General features: G+C 64.8%; 15 protein-coding genes and 1 pseudogene. 11 read left to right on the forward strand and 5 right to left on the reverse strand.

Features of this window, described 5'->3' with window-relative positions; translation table 11 throughout:
- A partial coding sequence (locus tag JWQ89_RS08265) for an SDR family NAD(P)-dependent oxidoreductase (protein WP_299640011.1) occupies positions 1 to 192 on the reverse strand: 192 nt, incomplete at its 3' end.
- A gap of 134 nt (positions 193 to 326) precedes the next feature.
- Here JWQ89_RS08265 and JWQ89_RS08270 point away from each other — a divergent pair.
- On the forward strand, positions 327 to 1547 hold the full coding sequence (locus JWQ89_RS08270; RefSeq protein ID WP_299640013.1) for a mandelate racemase/muconate lactonizing enzyme family protein: 1221 nt from the start codon (positions 327 to 329) through the stop codon (positions 1545 to 1547).
- Here JWQ89_RS08270 and JWQ89_RS08275 read toward each other — a convergent pair.
- The gene (locus JWQ89_RS08275) at positions 1544 to 2302 is read right to left on the reverse strand and encodes an aldolase/citrate lyase family protein (RefSeq protein WP_299640014.1); all 759 of its coding nucleotides are present in this window, start codon (positions 2300 to 2302) and stop codon (positions 1544 to 1546) included. The two genes, JWQ89_RS08270 and JWQ89_RS08275, sit on opposite strands and share 4 nt — an antisense overlap.
- Before the next feature lie 240 nt (positions 2303 to 2542).
- Here JWQ89_RS08275 and JWQ89_RS08280 point away from each other — a divergent pair.
- The 10 genes and pseudogenes from JWQ89_RS08280 to JWQ89_RS08320 form a co-directional block, all read left to right on the forward strand.
- Positions 2543 to 4450, forward strand: a pseudogene (locus tag JWQ89_RS08280) (thiamine pyrophosphate-dependent enzyme); the annotation flags it as partial.
- 186 nt (positions 4451 to 4636) lie between these two features.
- Entirely contained in the window at positions 4637 to 4855 is a 219-nt protein-coding gene (locus JWQ89_RS22480) for a lipoyl domain-containing protein (protein ID WP_366143982.1), read from the forward strand.
- Between the two features lie 31 nt (positions 4856 to 4886).
- Positions 4887 to 5900, forward strand: a complete 1014-nt coding sequence (locus JWQ89_RS08285) for a C-terminal binding protein (protein ID WP_299640018.1) — start codon at positions 4887 to 4889, stop codon at positions 5898 to 5900.
- Positions 5900 to 6586, forward strand: coding sequence for an E3 binding domain-containing protein (locus tag JWQ89_RS08290; RefSeq protein ID WP_299640020.1), 687 nt, complete (start codon positions 5900 to 5902; stop codon positions 6584 to 6586). Before JWQ89_RS08285 ends, JWQ89_RS08290 begins: the two co-directional genes overlap by 1 nt.
- An 83-nt stretch (positions 6587 to 6669) precedes the next feature.
- Positions 6670 to 7440, forward strand: coding sequence for a GntR family transcriptional regulator (locus JWQ89_RS08295; protein ID WP_299640023.1), 771 nt, complete (start codon positions 6670 to 6672; stop codon positions 7438 to 7440).
- A gap of 283 nt (positions 7441 to 7723) precedes the next feature.
- A complete protein-coding gene (locus JWQ89_RS08300; protein ID WP_299640025.1) occupies positions 7724 to 8788 on the forward strand; it encodes a substrate-binding domain-containing protein in 1065 nt (354 codons plus the stop codon).
- 66 nt (positions 8789 to 8854) lie between these two features.
- Positions 8855 to 10354 (forward strand): sugar ABC transporter ATP-binding protein, encoded by a 1500-nt coding sequence (locus tag JWQ89_RS08305; protein ID WP_299640027.1) that lies wholly within the window; start codon positions 8855 to 8857, stop codon positions 10352 to 10354.
- Positions 10354 to 11361: an ABC transporter permease gene (locus JWQ89_RS08310; RefSeq protein ID WP_299640029.1), complete on the forward strand. Its 1008-nt coding sequence runs from the start codon at positions 10354 to 10356 to the stop codon at positions 11359 to 11361. The genes JWQ89_RS08305 and JWQ89_RS08310 overlap by 1 nt, the downstream gene beginning before the upstream one ends.
- Entirely contained in the window at positions 11358 to 12344 is a 987-nt protein-coding gene (locus tag JWQ89_RS08315) for an ABC transporter permease (RefSeq protein ID WP_299640031.1), read from the forward strand. Before JWQ89_RS08310 ends, JWQ89_RS08315 begins: the two co-directional genes overlap by 4 nt.
- A 3-nt stretch (positions 12345 to 12347) precedes the next feature.
- On the forward strand, positions 12348 to 13226 hold the full coding sequence (locus JWQ89_RS08320; RefSeq protein ID WP_299640033.1) for an SMP-30/gluconolactonase/LRE family protein: 879 nt from the start codon (positions 12348 to 12350) through the stop codon (positions 13224 to 13226).
- Between the two features lie 115 nt (positions 13227 to 13341).
- On the opposite strand, the gene JWQ89_RS08325 is transcribed toward JWQ89_RS08320, so the two are convergent.
- The 3 genes from JWQ89_RS08325 to JWQ89_RS08335 all read right to left on the reverse strand — a co-directional run bounded on the left by JWQ89_RS08325 (position 13342) and on the right by JWQ89_RS08335 (position 15564).
- Positions 13342 to 14031, reverse strand: a complete 690-nt coding sequence (locus JWQ89_RS08325; protein ID WP_299640034.1) for an amino acid ABC transporter permease — start codon at positions 14029 to 14031, stop codon at positions 13342 to 13344.
- Position 14032: 1 nt separating this feature from the next.
- Positions 14033 to 14698, reverse strand: coding sequence for an amino acid ABC transporter permease (locus JWQ89_RS08330; protein ID WP_299640036.1), 666 nt, complete (start codon positions 14696 to 14698; stop codon positions 14033 to 14035).
- Positions 14699 to 14763: 65 nt separating this feature from the next.
- Positions 14764 to 15564: a transporter substrate-binding domain-containing protein gene (locus tag JWQ89_RS08335; protein WP_299640038.1), complete on the reverse strand. Its 801-nt coding sequence runs from the start codon at positions 15562 to 15564 to the stop codon at positions 14764 to 14766.
- Positions 15565 to 16226 lie beyond the last annotated feature (662 nt).

The following is a 16226-nucleotide window of genomic DNA, read 5'->3' on the forward strand; positions in this document are numbered from 1 at the left end:
GATCTCGACCACCTCGCCGCCCGCCGCCTCGACCAGCCGCGCTGTTTCGGCGGTGCCGGCGGCGTTGATATCGGCGATCCCCACGGCGCAGCCGCGGGTTGCCAGCTGGATGGCGATCTCGCGCCCCAATCCGCCCGCGGCGCCGGTCACCAGCGCGCGCTTCAGGATTGCCTTGTTCGTATTCGCAGCCAAGACGGCGCCTCCCCCCTCGGACATCTTGACGCGACTGATACCGGTACCATAAATGACTGTCAACGGGCTTGTCGGATGACCCGATGATGAACAGCATGGCACGGAAGAGGCCACGCGGAGGGGAACAGAATTCCATGAAAGTCACTGCACTGGAGACGCTGCAGGTCGCAGAATTTCCCTTTCTGTTCTGGCTGCGCGTGCACACGGATGCCGGCATCGTCGGCACCGGCGAGACCTTCTGGGCCCCCGGGCCGGTCGCCAGCTATATCCACGACAACGTCGCGCCCTACCTCATCGGCAAAGACCCGCGGGACATCGAGTTGCACGACCGGACGCTCGGCAGCGTCTATGTCGGCGCACGCGATTCCGGCGCCGAGGTTCGGGGAAACTCAGCTGTAAACATCGCGCTCTGGGACATTTATGGGCAGGCGCTAGGCGAGCCGCTGTGGCGTCTCTTGGGCGGTCGCACGCACCAGTCGGTCCCGATCTACAATACCTGTGCCGGCTACAAACACGTGCGGGCCAGCAAGAAGAACTCGCTGTTCGAGCGCACCGAGGACTGGTCGCTTAAAGCCGGCGACTCCAATGACGGCCCGTACGAGGACCTGCTGGCCTGGCGCTTCGATGCCGGAAAGCTAGCAAAGAGCCTTCTCTCCGAAGGCATTGGTGCGATGAAGATCTGGCCTTTCGACATTGCCGCCGAGGCATCGAACGGCACCCGGATCTCGCTGGTCGAGATCGACAAGGCGCTCGAGCCGTTCAAGCAAATCCGCGATGCGGTGGGCCGCGATATGGAGATCATGGTCGAGTTGCACGGCCTGTGGACCCTGCCGCCGGCGCTGCGGATCGCCGAGGCGCTGAAGCCGTACGAGGTGGCGTGGCTGGAGGAGCCGATCCGCTACAACGAGCTGGATGCGATGGCGGAACTCGCCCGTCACACCTCGACGCCGATCGCCGCCAGCGAACGGCTGGCCTCGCGGCAGGTGTTCAAGCAACTGATCAACAAGCGTGCGGCATCGGTAATCATGATCGATCTCGCCTGGTGCGGCGGGCTGTCCGAGGCGCGGAAGATCGCTAACATGGCGGAGGCGAGTGAACTGCCGGTGACGCTGCACGATTGCACCGGCCCGGTCGTCTACGCCGCCAGTTGTGCGCTTTCAACGACGCTGCCCAACGCCGTCTACCAGGAGGCGGTGCGGGCCTATTTCACCGGGTGGTATACCGAGATCGTCGCCGACCTGCCGCCGGTCAGCTCTGGTCGCGTCGCGCCGCTCGATGGCGCCGGGCTGGGCATGCGGTTGCGGGATGAGCTGTTCACCCGGCCGGATGCGACGGTGCGGAGAACCGGTGCCTAGGCACGCAGTTCGGTCACCACCGCCTTCAGGCCCTCGAGGATGTAGGACGTATCGACGCCCGTGCCGACCAGCGTCACACCACGCCCGATCCAGCGGCGGGCCAGTTCGCCGGTGCCGGCGAAGATGCCGGTGGTGACACCGGCGGCCTTGCAGGCATCAATCACGTCTTTGATGGCAGAGACGACCTTCGGGTGGCCCATCTCGCCCGGCACGCCGAGCGCGTGCGACAGGTCCATCGGGCCGATGAAGATGCCGTCGAGGTTCGGGAGCGCGGCGATCTCGTGCATCGCGTCGACGCCGCCCTGCCCCTCGATCATCAGCAGAATGGCGACGTCGCGGTTGGCCTCGGCGAACCACTCGGCGCGGCCGGAATAGTCGGCCCCCCGCACGAACGGGTTGGCGCCGCGGTTGCCATCGGGCGCAAAGCGTGCGGCTTTCACGGCCCGCTCGGCCTCTTCGACAGAGCCGATCTGCGGTACGATCACCCCGGCTGCGCCAGCATCGAGCGCTGCGGCGATCTCCGTCGGCTCACTGCTCCGCACCCGCACCAGCGGATAGATGCTACGGGCCCGCGCCGCGAGAATCAGCGGCCCCAGCGCCTCGCTGCCATGCGCGCCGTGCTCGAGATCGAGAATGATGCCATCGAAGCCTGCGAGGCCGATCAGTTCCACCACCTCGATCGAGGGGATGATCGAGAACGGCGCCAGCAGCGGTGCACCGGCCTTGAGACGCGCACGAAATGGCTGCAATGGCATGAGAAACCTCCCTGTTCGCCTGAGTCCTAGCCCGCGCAGCGCAGCGTCGCGACCGGTACTTTCTGCCTAGACATTATGCTATTATAATCTATGCTCCATTGTTGGGATGCGCAGAGTACCCGGAATCGGGACGACGCAGGGAGGCTTCCGGTGGCGATTTCGGCGATGCGCAAAGGCGCACAGCAGACTGGCGCGGGCAACCTGCCCGACAAAAGCGTGCTGATGGGCCTGTTCGAGCAGATGGTGCTGCTGCGCAAGTTCGAGAGCGTCGCGCAGGTCGCTTGCCGCAAGGGCGAGACCCCCGGGTTCCTGCATCTCTATATCGGCCAGGAAGCCACCGGCGTCGGTGTCTGCGCGCATCTGCGCCGCTCCGACTGGGTCACCTCCACGCATCGCGGGCACGGGCACGCGCTGGCCAAGGGCGCTGATCCCAAGCGAGTGATGGCGGAACTGTTCGGCAAGGTCGATGGCATCTGCGGCGGCCGCGGCGGTACCATGCATCTCTACGACAAATCGGTCGGCCTGTTCGGCACCAACGGCATCGTCGGCGCCGGCATCGGCCACGCCGTCGGCATCGGCATGAGCGCCCGCCAGCAGGGCCGCGACGATATCGGCGTGGCGTTCTTCGGCGATGGCGCGGCCAACCATGGCGCATTCCACGAAGGGCTGAATTTCGCCGCGGTGAACCACGCTCCAGCGATTTTCGTGTGCGAGAACAACCTCTACGCCACGGCCACACCCCTCAAATCCATCACGCTGAACCCCGAGATCGCATCGAAGGCCGACAGCTACGGCATGCCCGGCGTAGCCGTCGATGGCAACGACGTCTTCGCCGTGTGGATGGCGATGAAGGAAGCCACCGAGCGCGCGCGCTCCGGCAATGGCCCGACGCTGATCGAAGCCAAGACCTACCGCACAGTGGGCCATCACGAAGGCGACCCGGTGATCGGTACCTACCGCACGCAGGAGGAGGTCGATGCCTGGATCAAGCGCGATCCGATCGACATGTTCCGCAAACGCCTCGTCGAGGATTACGGCGTCGCCAACGCCGAGGATCTCGCCGATATCGAGTCTCACATCGACAGGATCGTGCAGGAAGCGCTGGAGTTCGCGCGCAACTCGCCCGAGCCCGATCCGACGACGGTACGCGGCCACGTCTATGCCAGCCCGATCAACCCGCCCGAGGCACTGAAGGCGAGGCCGGCCGGCGAGACCAAGGTGCAGGGCTGGCTTGAGGCAGTGCGCGATGGCATTGCCGAGGAAATGCGCGCCAACTCCGCCATCCTCTATTTCGGAGAGGGCACAGGCGAACGCGGCGGCAGTTTCGCCCACACCAAGAACCTCTGGCACGAGTTCGGCGCCGAGCGGATGCTCGATACCCCGATCTCCGAACAGGGGTTTACCGCCGCCGCCGTCGGCGCCTCGGCGACGGGTACCCGCACCGTGTCGGACCTGATGTTCGCCGATTTCGCTTTCGAGACCACCGGGCAGATTTTCCTCCAGGCGGCCAAGCTCCGCTACATGAGCAATGGCGAAATGAGCGCCCCGATGGTGGTGCGCGCCGGCGCGGGGGCGCTGCGCAGTTCGGGTCCGCACCACTCGGGCATGTACCATCCGCTGTTCGCGCACATGCCGGGGCTCATCGTCTGCGTGCCGTCGAACCCAGCCGATGCCAAGGGACTGATGAAGACCGCGCTGCGTGCCGCCGATCCGGTGATCATGCTCGAGCCAAAAGCGCTATTCGCATCGAAGGGCCCGGTCCCGGTGGACGAGGATCACTACGTGCCGTTCGGCTCGGCGCGCATCGCGCGTTCGGGTACCGACATCACCATCGTCGCGGCGGGCCAGATGGTTCCGCGTTCCCTCGAGGCGGCTGACCTCCTGGCGGCGAAGGGTGTGGATGTGGAGGTCGTCGACCTGCGAACCATCATGCCGCTCGACGTCAACACCATCGTCGAGAGCGTCAAGAAGACCCACCGCCTGCTGGTGGTCGACGAGGCCTGGGCGATGTGCGGCATGGGCGGCGAGATTGCCCAGGCGATCAACGAACTGGCCTATGACGAACTCGACGGCCCGGCCGGGCGTCTGCACACCGCGCCGACTTCACACCCGTTCGCGCCGGTGCTGGAGCGCGCCATGCTGGTCGATACGGCGCGGATCACGGATGGCGTGCGCAGTGTCATCGCCGGCAGGCCTCCGGTGCCGGATCACTGGCACACCACGGGGATGCTGGCCGAGGCCGTTACCGCCGCGCCTGCCCCGGCGACCATCGCCCAGCCTGAGCCCGTCGCGGCACCGGTTGCCGTCGCCAGTTCCGGCGATGAGCCAATCAACATGCCGTTCGGCGACCTCACCGTCTCCGAAGGCACCCTGGTGAAATGGCACAAGGCGGTTGGTGACGCGGTGAAGGAAGGGGACGTGGTCGCCGAGATCGAGACTGACAAGGCGGTGGTGGAGATCGAGGCACCGGCGTCGGGCACACTCACCGCCATCGACCAGCCGGTCGGCGCCGTGGTGCCGATGGGTGGTCGAATCGGCGGCATCCGCAAGTAAGCAAGACGGCCGAATGGCAGCTGGGGGAACGATGAAGATCTACTGCGTGAATTGGCAAGCGGCGGACGATGCGGAACTGGAGCGCCAGCACTATCCCGATATCGAGTTGATCCTCGCTCGTTCCACCAACGACACGGCCGCGATGCTGGATGCGGAGACCGCCGAGACGATCGATGCGGTGATCAACTATTCCCCAGCCCACAATGTGCCGCTGCCGCCCACCGCGTTCCCCAACGCCCGCATCGCCGTGCGCTCCGGCGTAGGCTTCGACAATATCGACACCGCCGGCTGGGGCGCCCGCAACATTCCGGCCTGCAACGTGCCAGATTACGGCACCACCGAAGTTGCCGACCACGCCATCGCCCTGATGCTGTCGCTGACCCGCGGCACCTATTCGTATCCGAACGCGCTCGTCGCCGGCGGCCCAGATAGCTGGCATTTCAACAAGGCGCCGCTGATCCGCCGGCACAAGAATGCGACGTTCGGCATTGTCGGGCTCGGCCGTATCGGGCTTGCTGCCGCCCGCCGCGCTGCTGCGTTCGATATGAAGGTGGTGTTCTACGATCCGCATTTACTGTCGGGCGTCGATCTCTCCACCGGCTATGAGCGGGTCCATTCGCTGGCCGAACTGATGAGCCGCAGCGACGTGGTGTCGGTGCATGCGCCGCTCAGCGCCGAGACGCGTGGCCTGCTGGGTGCGGACGCATTCGCCGATGCCAAGCCCGGGTTGATTCTGATCAACACTGCGCGTGGTCCGATCGTCGATGTCACGGCGCTGGAGGCCGCGATGCGCAAGGGCACTGTTGTCGGCGCCGGTCTTGATGTGCTGCCGAATGAACCGGGCGATCTCGAGCACCCGCTGATCAAGGCGTGGCGTGCCGGCGAGCCGTGGATCAAGGACCGTCTGATCGTCACCCCGCATGCGGCGTTCTACAGCCCCGCGTCGATGGTCGACCTGCGGCTCAAGTCGATCGAGGTGGTGCATGCCTATCTCGCTGAAGGCCGGCTCACCAATTGCGTCAACCGTGAATACCTGAAGCGCTGATGGCCAGCAGCGCATTCCAACCCCGCCGGGCCTCATCGCCCTATGCTCGCCGGCTGGCACGGGAGCGCGGGCTGCCGCTGGATGTGCTGAAGGGCACTGGGCCCAATGGCCGTATCGTCGCAGCGGACATCGCAGCGTTCACGGCGGCTCCACCCGCCCCCATAGCTGCCAGCGGCCCACATGCCTCGGCGCTCGGCGCAACGATCCAGTTGGCGACGCTGATGCAACTGCTCGCCGGCTTCGCTGATGCGGATACGCCCTTCAGGCTGGAAGACGTGGCACTCCGTGCCGCGGGCTGTGCGCTCGACGATGTACCCGAGACCACCAGTCTCGCAGGGGCGCCTGTAGCGCTCGAGCAGAAGCGAGCGCAGCTTGTGTTCGCCGACATCCGCAAGGGCTCGCTTGGCCCGCTGCGGGCCCGGCGCGTTGCCGCGATCGAAGCCGGCGCCGACCAGTCGAGCGAGCTTGCCGCGCTGTCGCTGAAGCTTCTGACGGCCTCCGATATCCGCCCAGTGATGATGCCGCTGCTGGCGGGGCGCGACATGCGGCTGGTGCTGGCAGTTGGTCCCACCACGGGAGAATGCCTGCTGTCGTTCGATGCGACGGTGGTCAGCGAGGACGCGGCCACTGCGTTCCTCATCCGTTTCAAAGCCTATCTTGAGCTGCCGCTCCGGCTGCTGGCATAGCTGGGGACCGGCTGAAACTGGCGCTTCGCCGCTTTGAGATCGTGCTATTATCATAGCCATACCGACCAGGACTGGCTGAATATATGGACGAGCTTGCATCGAAGATTGACCTGTTGCCGAAGCGTTCGCTGGCGCGCTCCCAGGGGCCGCTCTACCGGCAACTGGCCGATATCCTGCGCGAGCCGATCGCCTCCGGCGCCTTCCCGGTTGGTGGCGAACTGCCCAAGGAAGCTACGATCGCCGAGCGCTTCGGAGTGAGCCTGATCACCGTGCGCCAGGCGTTACGAGACCTCGAGGCGGATGGGCTGATCCGTAAACGTTCGGCCAAGCCCGCAGTGGTCACTTCGCCATCGCCGCCGGTGACCCTGAGCTGGACCTTCAAGAACTTTGCCGACATGGCCGCCTTCACCAAGGATGCCGAGCTGAAAGTGAAGTCCTACAAGAAGGAAGGCTCGCCGCTGCTGCAGCGACACTTCGGCCTCGCCAAGGACGAACAGGGCTATTGCCTCCGCTCGATCCTTGCGGTCGGTAAACAGAAGAAGGCGCAGATTACCACCTACTTCCCCCCCGATATCGGCTCGCAGTTGCAGAAGGAAGACTTCAACGACGTGCTGATCTTCCGGGCCGTGCAGAGGCGGCTCAATATCCGCATGGCGGTGGCGCATTGCACCATCCGCGCCGAGATCGCCGACAATGTGGTTGCGGCGGATCTGGGCGTCGCTCAAGGCTCCGCCATCCTGGCCGTGGAAATGATGTACCAGTCGGCCGACCAGCGGAATGTCGAGTTTTCGATCGCGCGGCATCCAGCCGACATGTTCTCGATCACCTACGACGCGCCGAACGATCTGGCATGACCGATCCGTCCTGTCGTTCCGACCTCTGGCGCATGGACATCAAGATAAAATTATAATAGCATCATAGCTAGCTCAAGATGTGAGGGAGAATGCATCTCGAGGCCGTAAGGGCCAGCGGTCTACGCCCGCTTTCCGAGGAAGACTGCTAGTCCACTTCTAACGACTGAACCGGCTGGGACGCTGTTTGACAGCACATCTTGGTACCGGTATCAATTGAGCAGCAGGCACCGCAGCAAAGACGGCAGGGACCGTCGCGGCCGCCCGCACAAGGGAGGAATATGTGATGAAACTGCACTCAGTGCTGATGTGTGCGGCGCTTGCCGTCACCTCGCTGTCAGCGGGCGTGGCGCCGGTCGTTGCGCAGGACAAGAAGCCGTACGTCATCTATCTCAGCAACAACTTCGTCGGCAACGACTGGCGCCAGCAGATGCAGCGCGTCGCCCAGGTGTCGGTCGACAAGGGGCCGCTGGCCGGCCGGGTCGAGCTGCATATCGAGGTGGTGGAAAACACCGTCCAGGCGCAGATCAACTCGCTCAACAACATCATCCGCGAGAAGCCCGATGCGATCCTCGTCGATGCGGCGTCGGACTCGGCGCTCAACCCTACGATCAAGCGCGCCTGCGACGCGGGCATCGTGGTGATCAGCTTCGACCAGGTGGTGACCGAGCCCTGCGCCCTCACACTCGCCTCGAACTGGGAGCGTATCCCGGCCGTGATGGCCGAATGGATGGCCGTGCAGCTTGGCGGCAAGGGCAATGTGCTTATCGACCGCGGCCTTGCCGGTGCGCCGATCTCGGCACAGTTGCAGGAGGGCTATGAGAAGGTCTTGAAGGACTACCCGGACATCAAGGTGGTCGGCTACTACAATGGCGACTACGCGCTCGGGCCTGAGCAATCGGGCGTGGCCTCACTGCTCGCCGCCAATCCGCAGGTCGATGGCATCCTGACCCAGGGATACGGCTCCGGAGCCATCCAGGCCCTGAAGGACGCTGGCCGTCCGATGGTGCCGGTGGTGGGCTTCTCCTACAACGTCGCGGCGCTCACCTGCGCCGAGAGCGGCGCGAAGTGCATCCTCGGCTCCAATCCGGCCTACCTGTCGTCGGAGGCCATCAAGCTCGCCGTCGAAATCCTCGACACCGGCAAGCGCCCGGAATCCCGCTCGGTCGAGATCGAAGGCGACTTCGTCACCACCACGCCGTTTGAGAGCAAGCTATTCCCGGGCACCAAGATGCAGACCATCGAGGTCGGCGTGAACGCCTTCCCCGACCAACCCCCTGGGCTGACCCTGCCGATCACGCCCGACTGGGTCGAGATTACCGCCGCGGAAGCCGCTGGTGTCGCGCAGTAAGCGACTGCAAACTCCAGCCTCTCGGGAGCGTGCTTCCGGGAGGTTCGTTTGTCGGGGCGACCGGTTATGGACCTTATCGAAGTCAGCGGGCTGACGAAGCGCTATGGCGGTATCGTAGCGCTCAGCGAGGCGCAGTTCTCAGCTTGGGCCGGCGAAGTGCATGCGCTGGTCGGCGAGAATGGCGCGGGCAAGTCGACTTTCATTCAGATCCTGTCGGGAGCCGTTCATCCGGACGAAGGAAAGCTCCAGCTGGAAGGTCAGCCCTACTCACCCATCAACCCCGATGCGGCCCAGGCGCTCGGCGTGGCGGCGGTGTTCCAGGAGCTGTCGCTGATCCCCGACCTGGCGGTCGAGCAGAACATCTGGTTCCGCCGCGAACCGCGCACTGCATTGCTCACGGTCGATGGCAAGGCGCTGCGGCGCAAAACTTTGGAACTGTTCGACAAATACCGCTTCCCGCCGCTCGATCCGGCGCGCGAACTGCGCCGCCTGACGCTGGCCGAGCGGCAGCTGGTGGAGATTGCCAAAGGCCTCGCCAAGGACCCGCGCATCCTCATTCTCGACGAAGCCACATCCGCCCTACCGGCGAAAGAAGCCGAGTGGCTACTGGCACTTACACGCCAGATCGCCGCCGAGGGCCGGCTCGTCATCTTCATTTCGCACCGCATGGGCGAGGTCCGCGCCATCGCCGACCGGCTCACCATTTTCCGCAACGGCTCGACCGTCGCCAGCCACGTCGCGACGGCGGTTTCCGACGACGAAATCGTCACCCAGATGATCGGCCGGCCACTGGTTCGCCTCTATCCTGAACGGAAAGCAACGGCGACTGAACGGATCGCGCTGAAGGTCGATGACCTGCGCAGCGGCAGCCGGCTGACCGGCGCCAGTTTCGAGCTGCGCGAAGGCGAAGTGCTCGGTGTCGGCGGGTTGCAGGGCCACGGCCAGCGCGAGCTGTTCCAGTCACTGTTCGGCGCCAGCCGGGCCACGGGCAGTATCGAGCTCTGGGGCAAGCCGACGCAGATCGCCAATCCTCGGCACGCGCTCATCGGCCGTGATGGCATTGCGCTGGTGCCGGAAGACCGGCCTGGCCAGGGACTGCTGCTGACCAAGAGCGTGCGCGAAAATCTCACGCTTTCGGTGATCAGGCGCTTCACCGACAAGGGTTTCCTGAGCCGAGGCAGAGAAGCCGCCCTGGTCAAAGAGATGGTGGATTTCCTCCGCATCAAGGCGGGGACGCCCGAGCAACTGGCCGGCACGCTGTCGGGCGGCAACCAGCAGAAGGTGATCTTCGGCAAGATGCTACTGACCGAGGCACGGGTGCTGCTGCTCTACGATCCGACGCGCGGCGTCGATGTCGGCACCAAGGGCGAGATTTTCCAGCTGATGCGCGACCTCGCGGCCAGGGGCTACGCCATCCTGTTCTATTCCAGCGACCTACCCGAACTCGTGCATGTCCCCGACCGGGTGCTGGTGCTGCGCTCGGGACGCGTCGCCGCGACGCTCGGCGCCGGCCGCGTTTCGGAAGAGGCGATCCTCCGCGCCGCCGTGCTGGATGAGGCAGCCTGATGAGCGTGTCCGTCGCCGAACGCCCCGCCGAAACAGAACCCGCCAGGCATTTGGCGTGGCGCGGCTGGCTGCTCGACCGAGCACCGTTCCTCGTCGCCTGCCTGATGCTGCTGGTGGTCGTCGCGATCTACGGGGCGCTCCAGAAGGGCGTGTTCACGCTCGACGAGATCAATCTCGACACCGCCGCGGCGATGACACTGATCCTGGCCGCGACAGGGCAGACGATCGTGCTGATCCGCGGTGGCATTGACCTCTCGATCGGTGGCGTCATCAGCCTCGGCACGGTGATCGCGGCGACGCAGTTCTCCGACGATCCGCTGACCGTTGTGATGTGGTCGGCGCTGATCCTTGCCATCGGCTTCGCGGTCGGGGCGCTCAACGGGCTGCTGATCTCGGCGCTGAAGCTGCAGCCGTTCCTCGTGACGCTAGCTAGCTGGTCGATCCTCAACGGCATCGCCATGCTGATCCTGCCCACCGATGGCGGGGGCGTGCCCGGCTGGTGGATCGGTTTCAGCTACAACCAGATCCTCGGGCTCGCGAGCCCGGTCTGGATGCTGATCGGGCTGATCATCTTCTGGTACTGGTTCCGCGCCACGCGGCTCGGCATCACCATCCAGGCGACCGGCTCGAACGAAAAGTCGGCGTTCCTCTCGGGCGTCTCGATCGCGCGCATCAACGTCGTCACATATGGCCTGTCGGGGCTGTTCGCGGCGGCCGCGGCGCTCTACCTCACGACACAGACCGGCGCCGGTTCACCCACGATCGGCAAGGACTACATCCTGCCATCAGTGGCGGCGGCGGTGATCGGCGGCGTCAGCCTGTTCGGTGGCCGCGGGCACCTGCTCGGCACGGTGATCGGCGCACTGATCCTGACGCTGATCGGCAATCTCGTCTTCGTGCTGCGGGTCTCGAGCTACTGGCAGCCGGTGATGTCGGGCGTGATCCTTCTGGTCGCGGTACTGGCCAGTTCACTCGCCGAAAAGACCGCGCGAGGGCAGGAGCAATGAGCAGCTTTCTCACCCGCAACCGGCTGATCCTCCTCGCCTATCTGGGCATGGTGGTGCTGCTGCTGGTCACCGCGCTGTTCTCGCCGGGGTTCCTGTCGGAATCGAACCTCCGCTCGACGCTGGTGCTAGCAGCTTTCGTCGGCATCGTGGCGCTGGGGCAGACCTTCGTCATCATCGGTGGCGGCATCGATCTGTCGATCCCGTGGGTGCTGAACTCCGCCGCCATCCTGATGACGCTGCTCTGCGCCGGGCAGGACCTGCCGCTGTTCTGGGTGGCGCCGCTGATCCTTGTCGGAGGGGCCGCGATCGGGCTGATCAACGGTGTCGGGGTCGCCATCTTCGGCGTGCCGCCGATCATCATGACGCTGGCCGCGAACGTCATCCTGCAGGGCCTGATCCTCGTCTACACCGGCGGCTCGCCGACGCCGTCGGCGCCCGAACTGATCAAGTTCCTCTCCGTGGGGAGGCTCGGGCCGGTACCGGTGATTTTGTTGATCTGGGCCGTACTGGCGCTGGTCGCCTCGCTACTGCTGTCGAAGGCGGCGTTCGGGCGGCATCTCTATGCGCTCGGCAGCAGCGCCACGGTGGCCGAGTTCTCAGGTGTGCCGACAGCGCGGACGATCATCCTCACCTATGCCTCATCCGGGCTCTCGGCCGCACTCGCCGGCATGCTGCTTACCGGCTATTCGGGCCAGGCCTACCTGGGCATGGGCGACTCGTACCTCTTCACCTCGATCGCTGCGGTGGCCATCGGCGGCGCTTCGATCCTTGGGGGCAGCGGGCACTATCTCGGCAGCATCGCTGGAGCACTTGTGCTCACCATCCTGACCGGGCTGCTGCCGGCGTTGAACCTTTCCAGCGGGGCACTGCTGGTGGTCTACGGCGCGGTGATCCTGGTCACGGTTTCGCTGGGCAGCGAGACTTTTGCGAGCCTCTGGGGGCTCGTGTTCAAGAACAAAAAACAGAAGACCGAGGGGGACTAGTTCATGGACATCACCTGCGTCGTCGACGCCAAGGCCGAACTCGGCGAGGGCACCATCTGGGACCCCAAGGCCGGGGTGCTGTGGTGGATCGATATCTGGAGCAAGCTGATCCATCGCTACGACCCGGCGTCCGGCAAGGACGACACCTGGGAATCGCCCGAATTCCTCGGCTGCATAGGGCTGCGCGAGAGAGGCGGGCTGGTAGTCACCATGGTCTCCGGTTTCTATTTCTTCGACCCCAAGACCGGGGCGTTCGAGGCGATTATCGACCCCGAGGCGCACCTGCCACTCACCCGCTTCAACGATGGCAAGCCGGACCGGCAGGGCCGGTTCTGGTCCGGCACGATGTTCGAGGCGCCGGGCAAGCCGGTGCAGTTCATCGGCTCGCTTTATCGGATGGACACCGACCTCTCGGTGCACCGGATGATCGAGGGCGTCGGCTGCTGCAATGGCCTCGCCTGGAGTCCGGACAGCAGGACCATGTACTTCTCGGACAGCCACACGACCATCGTCCGCGCCTACGACTTCGATGCCGCGACCGGCGATATCGAGAACCAGCGCACCTTCGTCGATCTGGACGGCAGCGGCGGTATTGCCGATGGCGCGACGGTCGACGCGGATGGTTGCTACTGGGTCACAATCCCAGTCACCAGCAAGGTCAACCAGTACGACCCGCAGGGCAAGCTGATGCAGTCGATCGCGTTGCCGACGGACCTGCCCACCTGCTGCGAGTTCGGCGGCAAGCACCTCGACATCCTCTACGTCACGACGGCGGTACTGAAGCGCCCGGCCGAGCACTTCAAGGGGCAGAGCAATCCGGGTGGGCTGTTCGCCATCGACGTCGGCACCAAGGGCCTAGCGCTGCCAGCGTTCAGGGGGTGAGGCCTCTTATCGGACATATCCCACGCAAGCGGCGAAATTGCTCCATGCCTTCGCAGGGATGACATCGGGGTTGTGGAACTTGGTGCGCAAGGCACCGCAATGAGCGGACGCGAACTCAGCCCGCCAGCAGAAGCGGCTGCTTCGTTCGCACCCGTAGCCCCTGCCCGACCTTTCGCTCCAAGTACCCCGCGTAGAGCGAGAGCGGCCAACACAGCATGAAGTAGATGACGGATACCGTGCCGAACACCAGCACGGGCTGAAAGGTCACGGTGTTCACCTGCGTCGCGGCGCGGGCCAGTTCGGTGAGCCCGATCAGCGAGGCGACCGAGGTGGTCTTCACGATCTGCACCATGAAGCCGACGGTGGGCGGCAGCATGAGCTTCACCGCCTGCGGCAGGATCACAAGTCGCAGTGTCGGCAGGAACCGGAAGCCGAGCGCAGTGGCGGCTTCCCACTGGCCCTTGGGCACTGCCTCTATAGAGCCACGAAAGATTTCGCCAAAGAAGGCGCCGCCGTTGAGTGAGAAAGTGAGCGCCGCGGACACCCACGGGTCGGGCCGGAAGCCGAGCAGCGACGAGCCGTAATAGGCCATGAACAGCTGGATCAGGATCGGCGTGCCCATGAAGAACTGGATATAGCCGCCCGCCAGCCAGCGCAGCGCTGGCAGCGGTGCGACCCGGAGCGCGGCGATGACCAGCCCGATCACCCCGCCGCCGGCAAAGCCGATGAGCGCAAGGAGGATGGTCCAGCGCGTCGCCATGAGGAGGAATATCAGCTCATTGGGGCCGAAATCGCGGAGGCTCATCTCATGCCCTCCAGCGGAACAGCAGGCGGCCAAGGCCCGCGAAGATCAGGCTCGCGGCTTGCACCAGCACGAAATAGATCACCGCGATGACGATGTAGACCTCAAAGCTGCGGAAGCTTTCCATCACCAGGTTGTTGGCCATGGCGGTGAGTTCCTCGGCGGCGATGGCGCCGACGATCGAGGTGCCCATCAGCTGGAGGATGAACTGGGCAGAGAGTGACGGATAGACGGCACGCACCGCCGGCACCAGCACGACGTGGCGGATGATGCGATAGCTGCTGAGGCCGAGTGACTTGGCAGCCTCGATCTGGCCGACCGGCACCGACTCGACGCCGGCGCGTAGGATCTCGGTGGCATAGGCGCCGAGGTGGATGGAGAGCGCGAGAATGGCGGCGCTGCCGCTACTGAGTTTCAGCCCGAACATCGGCAGCGAGAAGAAGACGAAGTAGAGCTGGATCAGCAGCGGGGTGTTGCGGATCAGCTCGACATAAGCCGCGATCGGCCACGAGACCCAGCGTGGTCCGAAGCTGCGTCCGATGGCGCCGAGCGTGCCGATGATGGTGCCGAACAGGATCGACAGCACGGTAAGCTGGATCGTCTGACTGACGCCGACAAGCAGCCTGTCGAGATGGATGAGGACCGGTCCGAATTGCAGGGCCGTTTGCATGCGCGACCTGTCGAAAACGATGAAGGAGGCGGAGCCAGCGTAGGCTCCGCCAAATACACGCGCGATCAGAATACCGGCAAAGCCGGCAGCGGCTGGTTGCGGTACTTCATCGACAGCGCTTCGAGCACGCCGTCCGTCTTCTGGGTGAACAGCCAGGTGTTGATCCATTGGCGCAGGTTGTCGTTGCCCTTGGCGACGCCGATGCCGAAGTAGAAGGTCTTCAAGGTGTACTTCTGCTCGAAGTCGTCGCCGTTCTGCGCCTTCTTGAGGTAAATCTCGCCGTAATCGCCGCCGCCCATGGCGTCGATCTGGCCGGAGACCATGGCCTGCAGCAGCGATGAGTAGTCGTCGAAGCGCAGGATTTCGATACCGGGGTTCGCTTCGGCGGCCGCAGTCAGCAGGCCGTCCTCGCCAGTGCCGCGGGTGAGGCCGACCTTCTTGCCGACGAGATCGGCATGGCTCGAAATCGCCGTGCTCTTGGGCGCAATCACCACGGCCGACTGGCCGGCGTACGGGATCGAGTAATCGATCTGGATGGCGCGGGCCGGCGTAATCGAGAAGATCGAGATCACCACGTCGACCTGCTTGGTGAGCAGCGACGGGATGCGACCCGGCGAAGTGACGGTGACGAACTCGACCGGCACGCCGAGCGCTTCGCCCATCTTGGTGGCGACCTCGATGTCGAAGCCGGTCGGCTTCAGGTCGGCATCGAGGAAGCCGTATGGCGGTGTGGTGGTATCGACGGCGACGATCAGTTTGCCGCGCGCGATGATCTCGTCGACGGTCTGCGCGGATGCGGCGGCCGGCAGTATGGCGACCAGCGCCACTGCAAGTCCGGCCAAGACCAGCTTCAACTTATTCGGCATGTATTCCCTCCCAATGCCCAAATGCGCCAAGTCGTCCCCCGTCGTCAGGTGGCGCAGAGCCGCCGACGGCGCAGTCACGTGTTCTGATGATCTAAATTGCGCCCTCTGCTCCGCCCCCTCAGCGACGCATGCGGACTTCGTCCGCTTCTTATAATGGTATGCTATTATAATCTTTGGAGCCGGTCTAGGGGGCCTTGGGTTATTTGGATGCACCCGCCAGGAAGACGTAGCCCCGACCCTGCAGCCGCGTGGCAGACCAGACTAGTTCGAGCCGTTGGTCACGCCCTGTCCGGCTAAGGTCGCCACGCATGGCCGTAGCGTCTGCCCTCGGATGAGCTGCAGGGTGTGGTCGCCGACCAGGATGGTCCGGGTCACAGCCCGCCCCCTCGCCCCGACAGTGGCCGCTCGGGCGCGCCGCGTCGGCTTGTCGCGACGTGGGCCGGCCCCTGCCCCCCCAGGTGGACGCGCCGCAACACAGCAATTAGCCAGAGACCCGATGACAACGCCAAGACTCAGACTGGAACCGTTCCCCGATGAGAGGGTCGGAACACTGTCGAGGCTTAGCAGGCGGTGAGCCCCAGAAGGGCTATTTCAATGACTTCCCCGAAATGTGGCCTACAAACCGGAGCGATGGCGCGGGTAACTCTGGTCGCCCTCGGGCG

The organism is Devosia sp., assembly GCF_028290645.1.
GTDB lineage: Bacteria > Pseudomonadota > Alphaproteobacteria > Rhizobiales > Devosiaceae > Devosia_A.